Consider the following 15912-nt stretch of genomic DNA (forward strand, 5'->3'; position numbering starts at 1 on the left):
CCTCACCGATTCGTTCGGTGAGGGGCTTTCGCGTATCTTCTACGCTACGTATCTTCTATGCCTGTTTCCCGCCGTGGTGGGCGGTTACCGCCGTTGCAGGTTCGGTTATTCGGAGTCCTTCGAGGAATTACTGTGCGAGGACTTATCGTGCAGGCCCTGCGGGCGCGGAGTCGGACGCTGCGGCTTGGGCTGAATCAGCTTCGCGTATTCTTCCGGGTCGTCCACGCGCAGACCGTACCGCTGAGCCGGGCGCTTCTGCGTATCTGACTTCTGAGCGGTCGCCTGGCCGGTACTTGCCTGTTCGGCAGCCTGTGCAGCCTGTGCAGATGGGGCGGGCTGAGCGGGTTGGGCGGGGGCAACCGGTGCCGGCATGTTCTGCGCCGCGCTCTGAGCCACCGCGTTCTGCGCGGTAGTATCACGCTCGGGCAGGTTCTGGTTCGGCGCCGGCTGGCTACCGGCCTGCGCACGGTACGAAGGAGCCTTCGGCGCGCCGGTCGGAACCGGCGCACCATTCATCGAGACGGTGCTCTGAGCCGCACGCGCCTGCGAAGCCTCCGGGGCAGCCGCCGCACGCGCAGCCGCAACCGCCGCCGAGAAGCGAGGGTGCGCGCCCAGCACGCGGCGCGCATCCTGAGCGTACTCCGGCAGAGCGTACATCACGGTACGCGAGGGAATCGCCTCGGTACGCATCGGGTAACGAACACCCCTGCCGCGGCGTAAAATGAACATCTGCCACAGTACAAACACCACCACCGACAGTGGCACGTACTTTAGCGCCACCGACGTAAAAGAGTCACCGGTCAGCGTCAACAGCACCGAAAACACCAGGCCCATCGACGAGCCCTGAATCGCCGAAGAAATCAGGGCACGACCATAACCGGGCTGTACCGGGTACTCCACCTGGCGGATACCGTCGTTGACCAGGTACAGCGCCGTGACCGGATAATCCTGCTCGCTGAGCACATCAAAAGCGGCGAGCGCATCATCGTGACGAACGAAGGAGGCGATCGCCTCACCGGCGGGCAGGGGCTTGCCCTGAGCTTGCGCCAGGCGCGAGGCCAGATATGAAGAAGGCGGGGTCGAGGGAATATTCGGCAGGTTAGAAGTCATGGCTCCTATTCTACCGCCCACCCCAACCCTGGACCCGGTGGGCAGTCAGCTCCTCCACAGGCGTAGCGAACACCTGTTCAATTCGGCTTCTCAAAGTGCGAATCCCCGCGGCGGAGCGTACCCTAGAGAGGTGAGCAATTCGAAGTTCAGCACCCCCAGCAAGATTTACATTGCCCGCCTTTTGGGCCTCGACGTTTTTGACCCCTTCGGTGACCGCCTCGGCCGTCTCCGAGATGTCGTCGTGCTCAAACGCGGCCTGGGCGCATCCATTGCGGGTGCTCGCCCCGCCAAGGGCAGCGAACCCATTGTTGTCGGCATCATCGTTGAGGTGCTCGGCAAGAAACGCGTGTTCATGCCCATGACCCGTGTGCGAAGTATCGACGCTTCACAGATCATTTCAACCGGCCTGGTGAACCTGCGCCGCTTTGAACAGCGCAACTCTGAGACTCTCATCGTCGGTGAGCTCTTTGACCGCCGCGTGCGCCTGCTCGACGGCAGCGGCGACGCCGTCATTGAGGACGTCGCCATTGAGCAGCGCCGCAACGGCGACTGGGGCGTGACCGAGCTGTTCGTTTCCCGCGTCAGCTCCTCCTCCAGCACGTGGCGCCGCCGCTCCAAGGAGACCCTCATCGTCGACTGGGACGAGGCGGTGCTCTCCACCGATGTGGAACCGCAGGCGGCAACCGCGTTCGTCGCTAACCACGAGAACTCCAAGCCCGCCGACCTTGCGGATGCTATCCACGAGATGAGCGATAAGCGCATGGTCGAAATCGCCGCCGAACTGCAGGATGAGCGCCTCGCGGACGTTCTGCAGGAGCTGCCCGCCGAGGACCAGGTGCAGATTCTGTCGCACCTGGACGACGAGCGTGCCGCGCAGGTCCTCGAAGAGATGGAACCGGACGACGCCGCCGACCTTCTCATCGAACTGGACGACGCCCAGCGTGAAAAGCTACTCCAACTCATGGAACCCGACGAAGCAGACGACGTGCGTCGACTGCTCGAATACGACGAAGGTACCGCCGGTTCGCTCATGAACCCGGTGCCAATCATCCTCTCCCCCGAGGCGACCGTCGCGGAGGCGCTCGCGCACATCCGCGCCGAGGAGATTCCTCCGGCGATGGCGGCTGCCGTCATGGTGACCCGCCCGCCCCTGGAAACGCCGACCGGCAAGTACTTGGGTCTGGTGCACATGCAGAAGCTACTGCGTGTGCCGCCGAGCGAGCCGATCGGTCACATCCTCGATACCGACACTGAGCCTGTCTCTGACCAGGCAAGTTTGGAAGAGCTGGCACGTGTGCTGGCAACCTACGACCTGACCATCGTTCCCATTGTGAACGAATCGCACCGCCTGGTAGGCGCAGTGACCATCGACGACGTGCTCGATGCGCTCCTGCCCGAAGACTGGCGCACTTACGATGATGGAACTCCCGTACGAAAGGTAGGACGACGCTTTGGCTGATTCGAACCGCCGCGACGCAAACCGTACCGAAGAGAACCCCCGCATCGATAAGGCGCGCATTCTCAAAGACCGCCTGGAGAAGAAGTACGCTGAACGCAACCGCGAGCGCGGCGACTCCCGCCCGCAGCGTAGCGACTCGCAGCTGAGCACCCCCGGCACCCGCAAGCCGAAGCTGTTCACGAGCCCCAACCCGGACGCTTTCGGCCGCATGACTGAGGCGTTCGCACGCTACATGGGTACCCCGCAGTTTTTGATGTGGATGACCATTTTCTGTGGCGTGTGGCTTGCCTGGAACTCCCTGGCGCCGGAGGAGATGCAGTTCGACCCGCGTAGCCTGAACTTCACCCTGCTGACTCTGATGCTGTCCCTGCAGGCTTCTTACGCTGCTCCCCTGCTGCTGTTGGCGCAGAACCGTCAGGATGACCGCGACCGCGTGGTGGCGTCTGAGGACCGTAAGCGCGACCAGCAGAACCTGGAGGAGACCCAGTACCTGACTCGCGAGATTGCTTCGCTGCGTATTGCTCTGCGTGAGGTTGCGACTCGTGACTTCGTCCGTAGCGAGCTGCGTGACATTCTTGAGGAACTGCAGAACATTGCGCAGGAGCAGGAGCGTCACGCCGAGCAGCTGCAGGACATCAGTGAGGACATTGAGGACCTGGAGGAGGCTATCGACGATATCGATATCTCCGAGGGCGAGGAAAAGGACGCTGAGGCTCAGAACGCTGAGGAGCAGGGCTCTGAGGGTACTGAGAACGGTACCGAGCAGGTGCCTGACAAGGCTGAACGCTCCGCGAAGGACTCCACCCAGGATTCCCATCGCGGTGAGGATCCCCACCGCGGCGATTTGAGCCAGCCTCAGAGCCGCGAATCCCAGCAGGCACAGCAGCAGGCAGAGCGCACCCGTGAGGGAGGCGCCCGTGACCGCTAATTCTTCCCTGCAGGATGCGCTCTACGCGGCACTTTCCCGCGTCGAGGACCCCGAACTGCGCCGCCCCATTACGGAGCTGGGCATGGTTGAGACTGCGCTCGTGCATCCTGAACTGGATGAGCGCGGTGAGCCGATTCCCGGTCGCCACTGGGCCGAGGTGAAGGTTCTACTCACCATTGAGGGTTGCCCGCTGAAGAACACCATCGAGCAGCAGGTTCGTGACGCCGCCACCACCGTTGAGGGCATTGAGCGTGTGCAACTGCAGGTGGGCGCGATGAACCCGCAACAGCGTTCCGCACTGCGTTCGATGCTCAAGCCGGAGCGTTCCAACCCGTTTACCGCCCCCGGTTCGCTGACCCGCGTGTTCGGTGTGGTGTCCGGTAAGGGTGGCGTGGGTAAATCCTCCATGACCGCGAATCTTGCCGCGGCGTTCGCTTCGCGCGGGCTTGCGGTGGGCATTATTGACGCGGATGTGCACGGCTTCTCCATCCCGGGTCTGCTGGGTATTACCGACGCTCCGACCCGCCTGGATGACCTGATTCTTCCGCCGACCGTGGACGTTCCCGCCCCCGCCCAGCGTTGGGGTGAGCAGAAGGTCAGCGGCGGCTTTATTCGCGTGATTTCTATCGGCATGTTCCTCAAGGGCAACGAGCCGGTGGCGTGGCGCGGCCCCATGCTGCACCGTGCCTTGGAGCAGTTCATCATGGACGTGCACTTCGGTGCCCTGGATGTGCTGCTGCTCGATTTGCCGCCCGGTACCGGCGATATTGCTATCTCCATGGCCCAGCTGCTGCCGAATGCGGAGCTGGTGCTCATTTCCACCCCGCAGCACGCCGCGGTGGATGTGGCGGAGCGTGCCGGTACCCTGAGCTTGCAGACCGGTCAGAAGGTCGTGGGCGTGGTGGAGAACATGGCTGCCATGACCCTGCCGGACGGTACCGTGCTCGACATGTTCGGTTCTGGCGGCGGCCAGGTGCTCGCTGAGCGTCTTTCGGAGGCGCTCTCCTACCCGGTACCGCTGCTCGGTTCTGTCCCGCTGGATGTGAACCTGCGTACCGGCGGCGATGAGGGCACCCCGGTGGTCTGGAGCCACCCGGACTCCCCCACCGCCGAAGAGATTCAGTCCATCGCCTCGCAGCTGTTGCACTCGGGCGAGTCGAGGGCGGGTCAGAGCCTGCCGCTCTTCGTCTAAGAGATATAGCCGTCTAGAACCAAGCGTCTAGAAGCTACCGGCAAATGCCCAGAAGCCGCCGACCAAAAAGCACAGCCCAAAAGCACGGCCAAGCAGCTGAGAATAGAAAGAACCCCGCACCATCACGGTACGGGGTTCTTTCTATTCAAAATCTTAGGTGGCGTCCACATCGAAGGGGGCGTATGCGCCTCGCGGAAGAGCACGGCTCTCCGACTTTTCCTTCTCCTTCAGCAGCGCCTCTTCACGTTCACGTGCCTCACGCTCACGCTCGGCGTCATCCTCAGCGAATGCCTGCTTCACAATCACGCGCGGATCGTACTGGCGGGGGTCGTACTGGCGCCAGTTAATATCTTCCAGACCCGTCTCGCCCAGGGCTTCCTTGAAGTCGTCCTTCGCTTCGAACGCCATACGGCGCACGGTCTTGACGAATTCACGGATCTGTCGGGCGTATTCGGGCATGCGTTCGGGACCAATCACCACGAACGTGATGATGGCCAAAATAATCAACTCGGTGCCACTAATACCAAACACAGAATATAGATTATCAGTTCCGAGCCAGCACCGCCGAACCCGCGGCGCTTTCTGGACGTGTCTTTAAGCTCTGGACAAGCAGAAGGCGTACGTTACAGCACCGCGGAGGGGTATTGCGCCCACGGCTAAGAACACCACATCAGCGGTTTACGGCGGGTAATCCCCACCGCCGGGTTAAACGCTGCGGCTCCAACCGCAGGCACGCCCGCCTCCCGAACACAAAAGACCGCCGGCAGCACACCGGCGGTCTCCCGACACAATATTCGGTTTACGGCGGGTAATCTCCGCCGCCGGGGAGCTGCTTCCAATGCCACAGCCAGCCCACCCAGCCCCACTGCGTGCATGCACCCGCCACCAGCAACGCCCAACGATACGCCCGCGAACGGCTCGCCGCCGCCACCACAATCACCAGCGGGAACAACGGCAACAACAGACGGAACGTCGACGACTGCGGATTCAAAAACAGAATCAAATACGCAAAATAGCTCAGACACCACAGGTTCAACGGGGCCGCCAAAACCCTACGCGCCAACGGGCTCAAACACAGAGCAATAAAGCCAAGAATCAGCAGGGTCAGCAGCACCGGAGCCGCATACCCAAAGTACAGGTAACCCTGCGAAAGCCACGGCTCAATCGGTGCCAAATGGGTGCCGCGCCACGCCGTCTCCGTGGCGGTGTACGCATCCACACGGCCCGTAGCCCACCACGCAATCGCAGGCCACACCAGCGCACACGCACACACCACCAGGGCGCTCACCAGCTGCCCCAGATGACGCACAAACGCCGTACCCATACCCGACTGGCGGCTCGAACGAACCCAGCATGCAAACCACCACAGGCCGGCAGCCGCGCCCAGGGGCACGCCCACCGGGCGGGACAGGCACGCCAACGCAGCCACAGGAACCAGCAGACCGTAGCGTCCCTGAACCAGGCACAGCAGGGCACCGGCAAGGAACACCAGGTTCAGCGACTCCGCATACGGCACCTGAAGCACCGGCGCCACCGGCAAGAACGACACCAACGCCACAGCCCACATGGACAGCGCAGAAGGCGACTCCTCACTCGTAAAACCGGTCGCCTTCAACGACGCCTCAAACAGCAGGTAAATCACCCACGCCGCCGCGAAACCGGCAAGCAGAGCAACCGTCGCCGCCACCGGGTAGTACCCGATGCCCGTCGCACGACTAATAGCGCCGGAAAGCTGCGGAAAAATCGGGTAAAAAGCCCACTGATTCTGTTGAACCGCACCCGTTGCATCCACCGGTAGCTGGCTCGGGTAGCCCTGTACCGCAATCTGCTCATACCAGCCGGCATCCCAGATGCTAATGAACGACAAATAATCCAGGTGCTGACCCCACGGACTGCGCAGCTGCTGCTGACCGACCACGGCAAACACGATGAAGCCCCACACGCGGGACAGTCCATAAATCAGCAGCACCGACAGCCACGCGGGCAGGGCACGCAGACGCTCCCCCACCCGGTGCAGACGCTCACCAGCGGCGGTATACGCCCAGGTCAGCAGCTCATCAAAAGACTCGCTCTGCTCCTTCGCGGAGGGGGTGAGAGGGGCAGATTCAGGGGCAGAATCAGTAGCAGAGTTAGCGCGGGCAGGCGGAACAGGGCTAGTGTGTTGAGAAGGAACACTCACCGACGCTAGCTCCCCTCAGCCGGAACAGCATCCTGATCAGAGGAGGCCGCCGTGGCGTTCTTTCGCTTCTCCACAAAGTCATGCGCACTCAAGGTGCTCTCCGCATCATCAGCCAGCGGAACCGCGACGCGGCGAACCGGCTCAGCGGCAGCCACGTTAGCATCAGCGGATTCTGCGGTCGACACGGCAGAAGAATCCTCCACACCGTGCACATTCTCACGTGCCTTCTCGTCCTCGGAAGCACCGAAGAAACGAACCGCAGTCGTCAAATCCTCCACGCGGTCAAAGGTGCCCAAACCGTCACGGCCCACACCGCTAAAGAACGCGGCACCGGGCACGGCACGCTCACCACCGAGCGCCACAACGGAGAGCACCGCAATGCCCGAAATCAGCAGGGCAAGCAGAATCAGAAGAAAGTTCATGTCAATCTCATATCATGCAGGACCGTCAACCCCTGACGGTCGCCTAAATTCAAATAGTAGCGCCAGCACCGGCAGAATCAGCACTGTGACTAATCCTCGTCGCGGTCACTGAGCAGCCAGGCACGCAAATCCGCGTGGCAGCGGGTCAGCTGGCTAAAGCTCACATGCTCATTATCGGTGTGAGCCAGCAGGGCGTCACCGGGACCGAAGTTCACGGCGGGAATACCGATCTCGCTCAGGCGCGCCACGTCCGTCCAACCGTACTTCGGCTGAGGTTCCTCGCCCACCGCCTCAATGAGGGAAGCCGCCAGCGGGGTGTCCAGGCCGGGACGAGCCGCCGGGGAAAGATCCACAAAATCCAGCTCGTATCCGGCGAAGACCTCACGCACGTGGGCGGCCGCCTCATCCAGGGTCTTATCAGGGGCAAACCGGTAGTTCACGTGCATTGCCGCAGCATCAGGAATCACGTTACCGGCAACACCACCAGAAATCTGCACCGCGTTCAGACCCTCACGATAGTCCAGACCCTCCACCGCAATAGTCTTCGGTTCGTAGGAGGCGAGCGCCGCCAACGCCGGTGCCAGTGCGTGAATTGCGTTCTCGCCGCGCCATGCACGACCCGAGTGGGCGGCAAGGCCGCGGGTGCGCACGAAGAAACGCATGGTGCCGTTGCAACCGCCCTCAATGGTGCCGTTGGTCGGTTCAAGCAGCACACCGAAGTCTGCGTCAGTGATGAGCTCGCCGTGGTTGCGGATCAGACGCGCCAGGCCGGAGAGTTCGCTGGCGACTTCTTCGTTGTCGTAGAAGATGTAGGTCAGGTTGTAGTCGGTGTCCTGCGCGGTCAGTTCGGCGGCAAGCTTCAGCTGAACCGCCACGCCGCCCTTCATGTCGGTGGCGCCGCGACCGTAGAGCACGCTGTGGCCGTCCTCTTCACGTACCGTGGACGGCACGGTACCCAGCGAACCCTCAACGGTGGGCAGGGGCACGGTATCCAGGTGACCGGCAAGAATAATGCGGGTGCGTTCCCCCTCAACGCCGGGCAGCGGCGGGAACTCGGTGCGGGCGATAATGGCGTCCCCGTCACGGGTCAGGTGCAGGTGCGGGCAGAACGACAGCGCCATGTGCACGGCGTCAGCAATTGGCTGCTCATTGCCGGAAACCGACTCGTAATCCAGCAGGGCACGGGTCAGCTCGGGCATGGACACGTCCAGGTTCAGGGGCGGCTGCGGTACAGGGTGACGCTCAGAAATATTCGGGGAAACGCTCATCCTTCCACCTTACAGGTTCCCCGGTACACACACCCGCGCCCACAACTTCCATATCGAGCATATGAGACGGTCTTGAAGGGGCTCTCACCCCCAAAACTATAATGGGAGGCATGTCTGAAAACACTCCCCGTTACGCCTCCGGCGTTGCACTGGTCAATGTTGTTGTCTCTGGCGAGCACGCCGGCACCGTCCTGGATGCTTGGTTCCCCGCCCCCTCCCTCACCCAGACCCCCGACCTGTCCATCGCGGACGAGCTGGAGGACCTGGCCGTTGAGCATCCGGCGCGCAATGCCCGTACCGAGGTGCGTACCGCCTCCATCAACCTGGATGAGGCACCCGAAGATGCGGTCGACGCGTACCTGCGTCTGCACCTGCTCTCGCACACTCTGGTTCGCCCCAACGAGCTGAACCTGGACGGTCTGTTCGGCACCCTGGCGAATGTTGCGTGGACCAACCACGGCCCGGTGCTTGCCGCCGAGTTCCAGAAGCTGGCGATTGGTCTGCGCAAGCTGGGCCACCTGAGCGTGAGCCACATTGATAAGTTCCCGCGCCTGGTGGATTACGTGGTTCCCGCCGGCGTGCGTATTGGCGACGGTGACCGTCTACGCCTGGGTGCGCACTTGGCGTCCGGCACGACCGTGATGCACGAGGGCTTCGTGAACTTCAACGCCGGTACCCTGGGCACCTCCATGGTTGAGGGCCGTATTTCTCAGGGCGTTGTGGTGGGCGACGGCTCGGATGTGGGTGGCGGCGCCTCCACGATGGGTACCCTCTCCGGTGGTGGCACTCAGCGCGTCTCTATTGGTGAGCGTTCTCTGCTGGGTGCGGAGTCCGGTATCGGTATTGCCCTGGGTGATGACTGCGTGGTTGAGGCTGGCCTGTATGTGACCGCTGGTTCGCGCGTGAGTGTTCTGCTGCCCGGTCAGGAGGCGCGCGTGGTGAAGGCTGCGGAGCTGTCCGGTGTGTCGAATCTGCTGTTCCGCCGCAATTCAATCAGCGGCGCGATTGAGGTTCTGCCGCGTGCGAAGAACACCGTGGAGCTGAACGAGGCGCTGCACCTGAACTAGTCTGCACCTGAACTAGTCTGCACCTGAACTAGTCTGTACCTGGACTAGCGCTGGTTGCCCTTGCGAACGTTGGGGGTCGGCCCGTGAACTTTAGGGGTCGGCCCGTGAACTTTAGGGGTCGGCCCGTGAACTTTAGGGGTCGGGATGTGTGAAGCATCCCGGCACCTTTTCTGCGCCCGGTGTTCCCTCGTCCGCCGCTCTTACAGGCTGGGCGCGAATCCGCGGCGGCTACGATGACCGTTTTCAGGGCGTACGGCTCGGGCTTTCGCTAGGCTGGTAGTACCGGGTACAGCGTACCCGCCATGACTGACCACTTGTACAGTTCAGAGAGGAACTCAGATGCCTGAATCAACTAAGTCAGAGTCGACGATGAGCGAAACCTACCGGCACTTTACGCGCCTTTTCCCCTACCCGCACGAGCGTATTGCGGTGGGCGCTCCTGCTACTGATGCCATGGCTCGTTACGATGAGTTGGCTCAGCTGGGGCACACGGAGAGGTTCGTCCCCTTCTTCCTGAACCTAAACGATACGGTGCTTGAAAGCATGGTCATCGCGGTGTCCCTTGAGCACGACATCATTGACGATGTTGAGACTCTGACCCCCGAGCAGGTGAGCGCCTACACTCGTGCCATCCTGCAGCGTTACCGTATCGCCCGGGGTGCCGCCTCCGCCGAAGAGTACGGTAGCGCAGTCATTGCTCAGCAGTTGCGCCGGGTTATGGACGATGGCGAAGATACTAGCGAAGACGACCCGGACGACTTCAACCTCAACGAGCTTATTGACGAGTTTATGAGCTCCGATTTTCTGCCCGATGAGGAGCCCGAAGATGACGCCCCGACTCTTTCCGCCCTACTCTGCTATGAGCTTTTGGATGAAGAAGAGAAAGGCGAGATGCTTCTGCTACAGATTCCGACCGATGACCCCGCCGATATTCCCGCGTACCTGCCCTTCGGCGGCTGGAATGACTGCCCGGACGCTGAAACGCAGCTGGCATTCACCCACTACTGGCGTGAAAAGTACGGTGCCATCCCGGCGGCTCTTGACGGTGCTGACTGCCTGGAGTTTCTGGTGGAGCGCCCCGTCACCGACCCGGTCGAGGCGAAGAAGGTGGCGGTCGAACAATTCGCATTTTGTTCTGATCTTCCGTTCCAGGTTTTTGAGGATTTTGAGCAGCTGACGGAGTTTATTCACCAGAGCCGCCAGTGGTATTTCTGGTGGGATTAGACGCAAGCTATACAGCGAGATGGGGGCGAGTGGCGACACACCTAAAGAACGCTTCCCACATGCTCACACCAGAGTGCACAAGCGCACAGTGTCCGAAGGTACTTACACCCCATGCACGGCTGTACCATTAGATACAGCTCAACAGCTTTTGTCCCCCATCCGGAGCACTTTTCCGGATAGATAAAGCCCGAAAGGACATCATGAAGGTACTCGTTACCGGCGGCGCCGGCTACATCGGCTCCCACACTGTACTTGAACTGCTCAAGGCAGGCCACGACGTCGTCGTCATGGATAACCTCGCGAACTCTTCCGAGGAGTCCCTCAAGCGCGTCGCTGAACTCGCTGGCCGCGCCCCCGAGTTCCACAAGGTTGACCTGCTCGACCTCGAAGGTATGAAGGCTCTCTTCAAGCAGGTTCGCCCCGACGCTGTGATTCACTTTGCGGGTCTGAAGGCTGTGGGCGAGTCCGCTGAGAAGCCGCTGTGGTACTACCAGACCAACGTGGCTGGCACCCTGAACCTGCTGTACGCAATGGATGAGGCTGACTGCCACTCCATCGTGTTCTCCTCCTCCGCTACCGTGTACGGTGAGCCCGAGTCCATGCCTCTGATCGAGAAGATGAACATGGACGCACAGTCCTGCTACGGCCGCACCAAGGAGCACATCGAGGACATGCTGGTCGACCTGGCCGCTTCCGATCCCAAGTGGAACATTGCTCTGCTGCGCTACTTCAACCCGGTGGGCGCACACGAGTCCGGCCGTATCGGCGAGGACCCGGCGGGTATCCCGAACAACCTGGTGCCCTTCATCGCCCAGGTTGCAGTGGGTCGCCGCGACCACCTGAACGTCTTCGGCAACGACTACCCGACCGTTGACGGTACCGGTGTGCGCGACTATATCCACGTGGTCGACCTGGCCGACGGCCACCTGAAGGCGCTGGATTACATCACCCAGCACGGCGGCCTGCACACCTGGAACCTGGGTACCGGTAACGGCTACTCGGTTCTGCAGGTTCTGCACGCGTTCGAGGAGGCGTGCGGTAAGGAGCTGCCGTACAAGATTGTGGATCGTCGCCCCGGTGACGTTGCGGTCTCTTACGCTGATCCTTCCTCTGCTCTGGCGGATCTGGGTTGGAGCGCTAGCCGCGACATTAAGACCATGGTTCGCGACCACTGGAACTGGCAGAAGAACAACCCCAACGGTTACGAAGCCTAAGCTGTTTTAGCCCCCTTGTGAGGGGTGTTGAAGAGTGCCCGATAGGTGTTATCTCACCTATCGGGCACTTTTGTGCGCTTCGGGCTAGGTAGTTACCGGAACTGCACAGCTGCCGGAGCTGTAGCCCAGCCGGGAGCTACCCGACGGCAACATTACTTAGATGCAGATGCCTTCAGACGCTCAGCAGCCTTCGCCACCGCCTCATCGGAGGCAGTCAGGGCGATACGCACGTAGCCTTCGCCGTCCTCGCCGTAGAACACGCCGGGGCCAGCAATAATACCCAGCTCCGCCAGGCGGCCAATCGAATCCCAGGTAGACTCGCCGAAAGTAGTCCACAGGTACAGGCCAGCCTCAGAATTCTCGATGCGACCACCGGCGGCGGTAATCGCCTCCTCCAGCACCTCGCGGCGGGCACGGTACAGGTCCTTCTGCGCCGCCACATGCGCCTCATCAGCCAGCGCCACCATCATGGCAGCCTGCACCGGGGCGGGCACAATCATGCCGGCGTGCTTGCGGCTATTGATCAGGTTCGGCATCAGCTCGGGGGCACCGGCAATGAATGCGGCACGGTAACCGGCGAGGTTCGACTGCTTCGACAGCGAGTACACGGCAAACAGGCCTGTGAAGTCACCATCGCACACGCGAGGATCCAGGATGGACGGCACCGGCTGACCGCCGCGCGCCTCATCCCAGGCACCCCAGCCGAGCTCCGCGTAGCACTCGTCGGATGCCACCACGGCACCAATTTCACGCGCCTGCGCCACAATCTCACGCAGCTGCTCCACGGTACGCACCACGCCGTTCGGGTTCGCCGGGGAGTTCACCCAAATCAGCTTCACACGGCTGCGGGTGTCGGCATCCAGCTCGTCCAGGCTGTCGGCGGGCACAGACTCGGCGCGGGCAAAACGGGCACCCATATCGTAGGTGGGGTACGCAACGCGCGGGTACACGACCACATCGCCCGGGCCCAGGCCCAGCAGGAACGGCAACCACGCCACGAGCTCCTTCGAACCAACCGTGGGCATAATTGCGTCAGGGCTCAGACCGGTCACGCCGCGGCGGCGGGCAAACCACTCGGCAATAGCCTCACGCAGGGCGGGGGTGCCGTGGGTGGTCGGGTAGCCGGGTGCGTCGGAGGCAGCCGCCAGCGCCTCGCGAATGTTCTGCGGGGTCGGGTCGACCGGGGTGCCGATGGACAGGTCCACCGGACCGTCCGGGTGGGCGGCTGCGGTTGCGCGGTAGGGGGCGAGCGCCTCCCAGGGGTATTCGGGCAGGTTCAGGCCGTAAGTCATTGTGTCACCTGGTTGCTTGGGAATAATTTTCGTCATTTTAGTCTAGCGTCCGCGCGCTTCCGTGCCTATGGCAAGAGCCTCCATTCCAGCGCCTAGACGGTGCCTGGGCACCGGGTGCTGTATGGAGGCTCTTGGCACCCGTGAGCGGGTGCGATCAGTCTATGCGGTTGTAGCTACTATTCGCCGCTTTGGGTTACTCGCCACAGGCTACTACTCACCGCAGGTTATTATTCGCCGCGCGGGGGCAGCGCCGCAATGAAGGGCACGTCCTTGCCGGTAGGGCCGAGCTTTGCTGCGCCACCGGGGGAACCCAGGTCGTCGAAGAAGTCTGCGTTAGCGCTGACGTATTCGCTCCACTCTTCGGGGACGTCGTCTTCGTAGTAGATTGCTTCTACGGGGCAGACGGGCTCGCAGGCGCCGCAGTCCACGCACTCATCCGGGTGGATGTAGAGGGTACGATCACCTTCGTAGATGCAGTCGACGGGGCATTCTTCAACGCATGCGCGGTCTTTGACATCCACGCAGGGAAGCGCGATTACGTAGGTCATTGGTGTGCCTTTCTACAAGCTGTTCGCCCCGTGCCCGCCGTTCTGCGGGTCGTCTGCTGCAGGGCAGAATCTACAGAGTAAACCGCCGAGTAGTTGGTACCCGGCGGGGAAGTCTGTGTATAGTCTATCGCGCACCGGCTGTTTAACCGTATTTTCGTGGTGTATCAGACAGTACGCTTATGGGTTTGTGGGGGTATTTTTTAGGCTAGGCTGACCTGGTATTTCTTTGTGTTATTGCTAGTCGGCAGGCTTTTAAAAATAGATTAAGCCAAAAATGAAATCTTCGTCACATGAATTTTTTGATGAAGTCGCCGCTATTTCTACCCCGCACAATTTACCGAATAACGCATACTTTTTCTTTCCTATTGCCCTCTATCCTGCGGGCTGAGAAGACCGTAGCGGCGCAAGCACCCACAACAGCATTCCCAAAAACAGCAGGAGGGGCGCCCCGGCTAACCGGAACGCCCCTCCCCTGAGGTTATGACGTGGTGATAGGCTTCAGACCACTTCTTAGCGCCTACTTCTTAGCGCGAGCACGCTGATGCGCCGCACGCGGCGAGAAATACTGCGCGTCCTTCACGCGAGCGCGCGTGTACACGAGCATGCCCAGCATCGCCGCGACCGGGGCACCAAACCACCACAGGGCACCGTACAGGCCAATCGCCGAATGACCCGGATTCACCAGAACAAACGGCGAATCGGGGCGACCGTAACCGAGCACGTACACGGTCACGAACACCGCAACAGCCACGACAGCCGCAGCGTAGCCGCGACGCAACGACAGGGCACACCACAGGGCGGTGAAGAACACCGTCAGGTACGCGACCAGCAAGCCGAGGGGCAGGGCGGTATCCCCCGCGTACACGACCCAGGCGTGGTAAATCGACCCGGCGATACCGGCAAAAATACCCAGAATCGAGCCGGTCAGCAGGCTCGACACCAGGCCCGCCTCCTGCGGCTTCGGGTGCACGGTCGCGGTCGGGTCACCGTCGAGCACACGGAAAGTCTCCACGGAAGAAATTTTCTGCGGCACCTTATTCGAGTACTCGAAAGTCTTCTCGTCTACCACCGTAATCTGGGTGCGGTGCGCCTCCATTGCCTTACGCTTGGCGGTGCCGTCACCGTAAATGGCAGCCTGCAGACGCTGATCAGCCGCGTCGAACTCGCCCTCAATACCCCAGGTGAGAATCGGGCGGTCCTCGTCACCTTCAAGGATCTGCAGGGCACGGTGCACAATCTCGTACACGCGCACGTGGTCGGGGTGGCCGTAGCCGCCGTCCGAATCGTAGGTGACCAGAACATCCGGGGTGAGGGCACGGATAGCGGCAACCAGCGCCTGAGCCTGCGGTTCCAGCGGCTGCGCGGTCAACGAATCCTCCGCCGCCACAGGGTTGGCGACGGGCTTACCCTCCGGGCCCCACGCCATGCCGGAGTCACGGTACAGCGGCAGCGCACCCTCAGCGACGGCGAGCTCCTGACCCAGGAAGAACTGCTTCTTCACGCCCAGCGCCTTAACAGCGCCGGCAAGCTCACCGGTACGGTACTCGCCCAGCGCCTCACCGTTATCACGGCAACCCGGCTTACCGACCTCCAGGTGGTGCAGCTCCTCGGGGATGACCTCACCCAGCTCACCGCGGGTAGCGGTCAGCAGGTACACCTCCGCGCCCTTCTGCGCGTAGTACGCCATGGTCGCGCCGGTCGAGGAGGTTTCATCGTCCGGGTGTGCATGCACGAACAGGATGCGTGCCTTCTTCGCATCGTAGTTATTCGGCAGCAGGTCACGGCGCGAGCCGGGGGCGATGCGCTCACCCTGCGTGGGATAGCTGGGGGTCGCAGAATCAGGCTGAGTGTTCTCGGTTTCAGACACAGGCTTTCCCTCTCATACGCAGGGTTGGGTTTCTTGGACGGTCAATAGCGCGCCGGCAATTTACATCATTGAGCGGCAAAGGTGAGCAGCAGATAAGTGCCGCCACCGTGCAGGCGCATTATTTTATCTTACACACTCGCAT

At 61.8% G+C, this 15912-nt stretch carries 14 protein-coding genes; 6 read left to right on the forward strand and 8 right to left on the reverse strand.

All coding sequences use genetic code 11. The annotated features are described in order from the left end of the window. Positions 1-105 precede the first annotated feature (105 nt). A complete protein-coding gene (locus tag RQ593_RS02900) occupies positions 106-1110 on the reverse strand; it encodes a hypothetical protein (RefSeq protein ID WP_311449788.1) in 1005 nt (334 codons plus the stop codon). A 130-nt stretch (positions 1111-1240) separates the two neighbouring features. On the opposite strand from RQ593_RS02900, the gene RQ593_RS02905 reads away from it, so the two are divergent. The 3 genes from RQ593_RS02905 to RQ593_RS02915 are packed head-to-tail and all read left to right on the forward strand — an operon-like array spanning position 1241 to position 4689. Beyond that, entirely contained in the window at positions 1241-2569 is a 1329-nt protein-coding gene (locus tag RQ593_RS02905; RefSeq protein WP_294630605.1) for a magnesium transporter MgtE N-terminal domain-containing protein, read from the forward strand. After that, entirely contained in the window at positions 2562-3497 is a 936-nt protein-coding gene (locus tag RQ593_RS02910; protein ID WP_311449789.1) for a DUF1003 domain-containing protein, read from the forward strand. The genes RQ593_RS02905 and RQ593_RS02910 overlap by 8 nt, the downstream gene beginning before the upstream one ends. Next, entirely contained in the window at positions 3487-4689 is a 1203-nt protein-coding gene (locus tag RQ593_RS02915; protein WP_311449790.1) for a P-loop NTPase, read from the forward strand. The genes RQ593_RS02910 and RQ593_RS02915 overlap by 11 nt, the downstream gene beginning before the upstream one ends. A gap of 153 nt (positions 4690-4842) precedes the next feature. Here the strand turns inward: RQ593_RS02915 and RQ593_RS02920 are convergent, their stop codons facing one another. From RQ593_RS02920 to dapE, 4 genes are all read right to left on the reverse strand, one after another. Next, on the reverse strand, positions 4843-5220 hold the full coding sequence (locus RQ593_RS02920; protein ID WP_311449791.1) for a twin-arginine translocase TatA/TatE family subunit: 378 nt from the start codon (positions 5218-5220) through the stop codon (positions 4843-4845). A 268-nt stretch (positions 5221-5488) separates the two neighbouring features. Further along, positions 5489-6868 (reverse strand): hypothetical protein, encoded by a 1380-nt coding sequence (locus RQ593_RS02925; protein WP_311449792.1) that lies wholly within the window; start codon positions 6866-6868, stop codon positions 5489-5491. A 5-nt stretch (positions 6869-6873) separates the two neighbouring features. Continuing rightward, positions 6874-7290: a taurine ABC transporter substrate-binding protein gene (locus RQ593_RS02930; RefSeq protein ID WP_308562279.1), complete on the reverse strand. Its 417-nt coding sequence runs from the start codon at positions 7288-7290 to the stop codon at positions 6874-6876. 89 nt (positions 7291-7379) lie between these two features. Then, positions 7380-8558 (reverse strand): succinyl-diaminopimelate desuccinylase, encoded by a 1179-nt coding sequence (gene dapE / locus RQ593_RS02935; RefSeq protein ID WP_311449793.1) that lies wholly within the window; start codon positions 8556-8558, stop codon positions 7380-7382. 101 nt (positions 8559-8659) lie between these two features. On the opposite strand from dapE, the gene dapD reads away from it, so the two are divergent. The 3 genes from dapD (at position 8660) to galE (ending at position 12063) form a co-directional block, all read left to right on the forward strand. Further along, positions 8660-9625, forward strand: a complete 966-nt coding sequence (dapD, locus tag RQ593_RS02940; protein ID WP_005505235.1) for a 2,3,4,5-tetrahydropyridine-2,6-dicarboxylate N-succinyltransferase — start codon at positions 8660-8662, stop codon at positions 9623-9625. 339 nt (positions 9626-9964) lie between these two features. After that, positions 9965-10849 (forward strand): DUF4253 domain-containing protein, encoded by an 885-nt coding sequence (locus RQ593_RS02945; protein ID WP_311449794.1) that lies wholly within the window; start codon positions 9965-9967, stop codon positions 10847-10849. A 200-nt stretch (positions 10850-11049) separates the two neighbouring features. Then, a complete protein-coding gene (gene galE, locus RQ593_RS02950; protein WP_070688695.1) occupies positions 11050-12063 on the forward strand; it encodes a UDP-glucose 4-epimerase GalE in 1014 nt (337 codons plus the stop codon). Between the two features lie 152 nt (positions 12064-12215). On the opposite strand, the gene dapC is transcribed toward galE, so the two are convergent. The 3 genes from dapC to RQ593_RS02965 all read right to left on the reverse strand — a co-directional run bounded on the left by dapC (position 12216) and on the right by RQ593_RS02965 (position 15770). Beyond that, a complete protein-coding gene (dapC, locus tag RQ593_RS02955; RefSeq protein WP_311449795.1) occupies positions 12216-13355 on the reverse strand; it encodes a succinyldiaminopimelate transaminase in 1140 nt (379 codons plus the stop codon). Positions 13356-13582: 227 nt separating this feature from the next. Continuing rightward, complete coding sequence (fdxA, locus tag RQ593_RS02960) at positions 13583-13903, reverse strand: ferredoxin (protein WP_060824492.1); 321 nt, start codon at positions 13901-13903, stop codon at positions 13583-13585. A 517-nt stretch (positions 13904-14420) separates the two neighbouring features. Beyond that, positions 14421-15770, reverse strand: coding sequence for a PIG-L family deacetylase (locus RQ593_RS02965; protein WP_311449796.1), 1350 nt, complete (start codon positions 15768-15770; stop codon positions 14421-14423). Positions 15771-15912: the final 142 nt, after the last annotated feature.

This window comes from uncultured Rothia sp., from assembly GCF_963507905.1.
Classification (GTDB): Bacteria; Actinomycetota; Actinomycetes; order Actinomycetales; family Micrococcaceae; genus Rothia.

What these genes read in the sequence shown, in the direction of transcription:
- RQ593_RS02900 (WP_311449788.1), bottom strand. Translation starts at nt 1,110, where the DNA reads ATGACTTCTAACCTGCCGAATATTCCCTCGACCCCGCCTTCTTCATAT.
- RQ593_RS02930 (WP_308562279.1), bottom strand. Translation starts at nt 7,290, where the DNA reads ATGAACTTTCTTCTGATTCTGCTTGCCCTGCTGATTTCGGGCATTGCG.
- dapE (WP_311449793.1), bottom strand. Translation starts at nt 8,558, where the DNA reads ATGAGCGTTTCCCCGAATATTTCTGAGCGTCACCCTGTACCGCAGCCG.
- dapD (WP_005505235.1), top strand. Translation starts at nt 8,660, where the DNA reads ATGGGAGGCATGTCTGAAAACACTCCCCGTTACGCCTCCGGCGTTGCA.
- RQ593_RS02945 (WP_311449794.1), top strand. Translation starts at nt 9,965, where the DNA reads ATGCCTGAATCAACTAAGTCAGAGTCGACGATGAGCGAAACCTACCGG.
- galE (WP_070688695.1), top strand. Translation starts at nt 11,050, where the DNA reads ATGAAGGTACTCGTTACCGGCGGCGCCGGCTACATCGGCTCCCACACT.
- dapC (WP_311449795.1), bottom strand. Translation starts at nt 13,355, where the DNA reads ATGACTTACGGCCTGAACCTGCCCGAATACCCCTGGGAGGCGCTCGCC.
- fdxA (WP_060824492.1), bottom strand. Translation starts at nt 13,903, where the DNA reads ATGACCTACGTAATCGCGCTTCCCTGCGTGGATGTCAAAGACCGCGCA.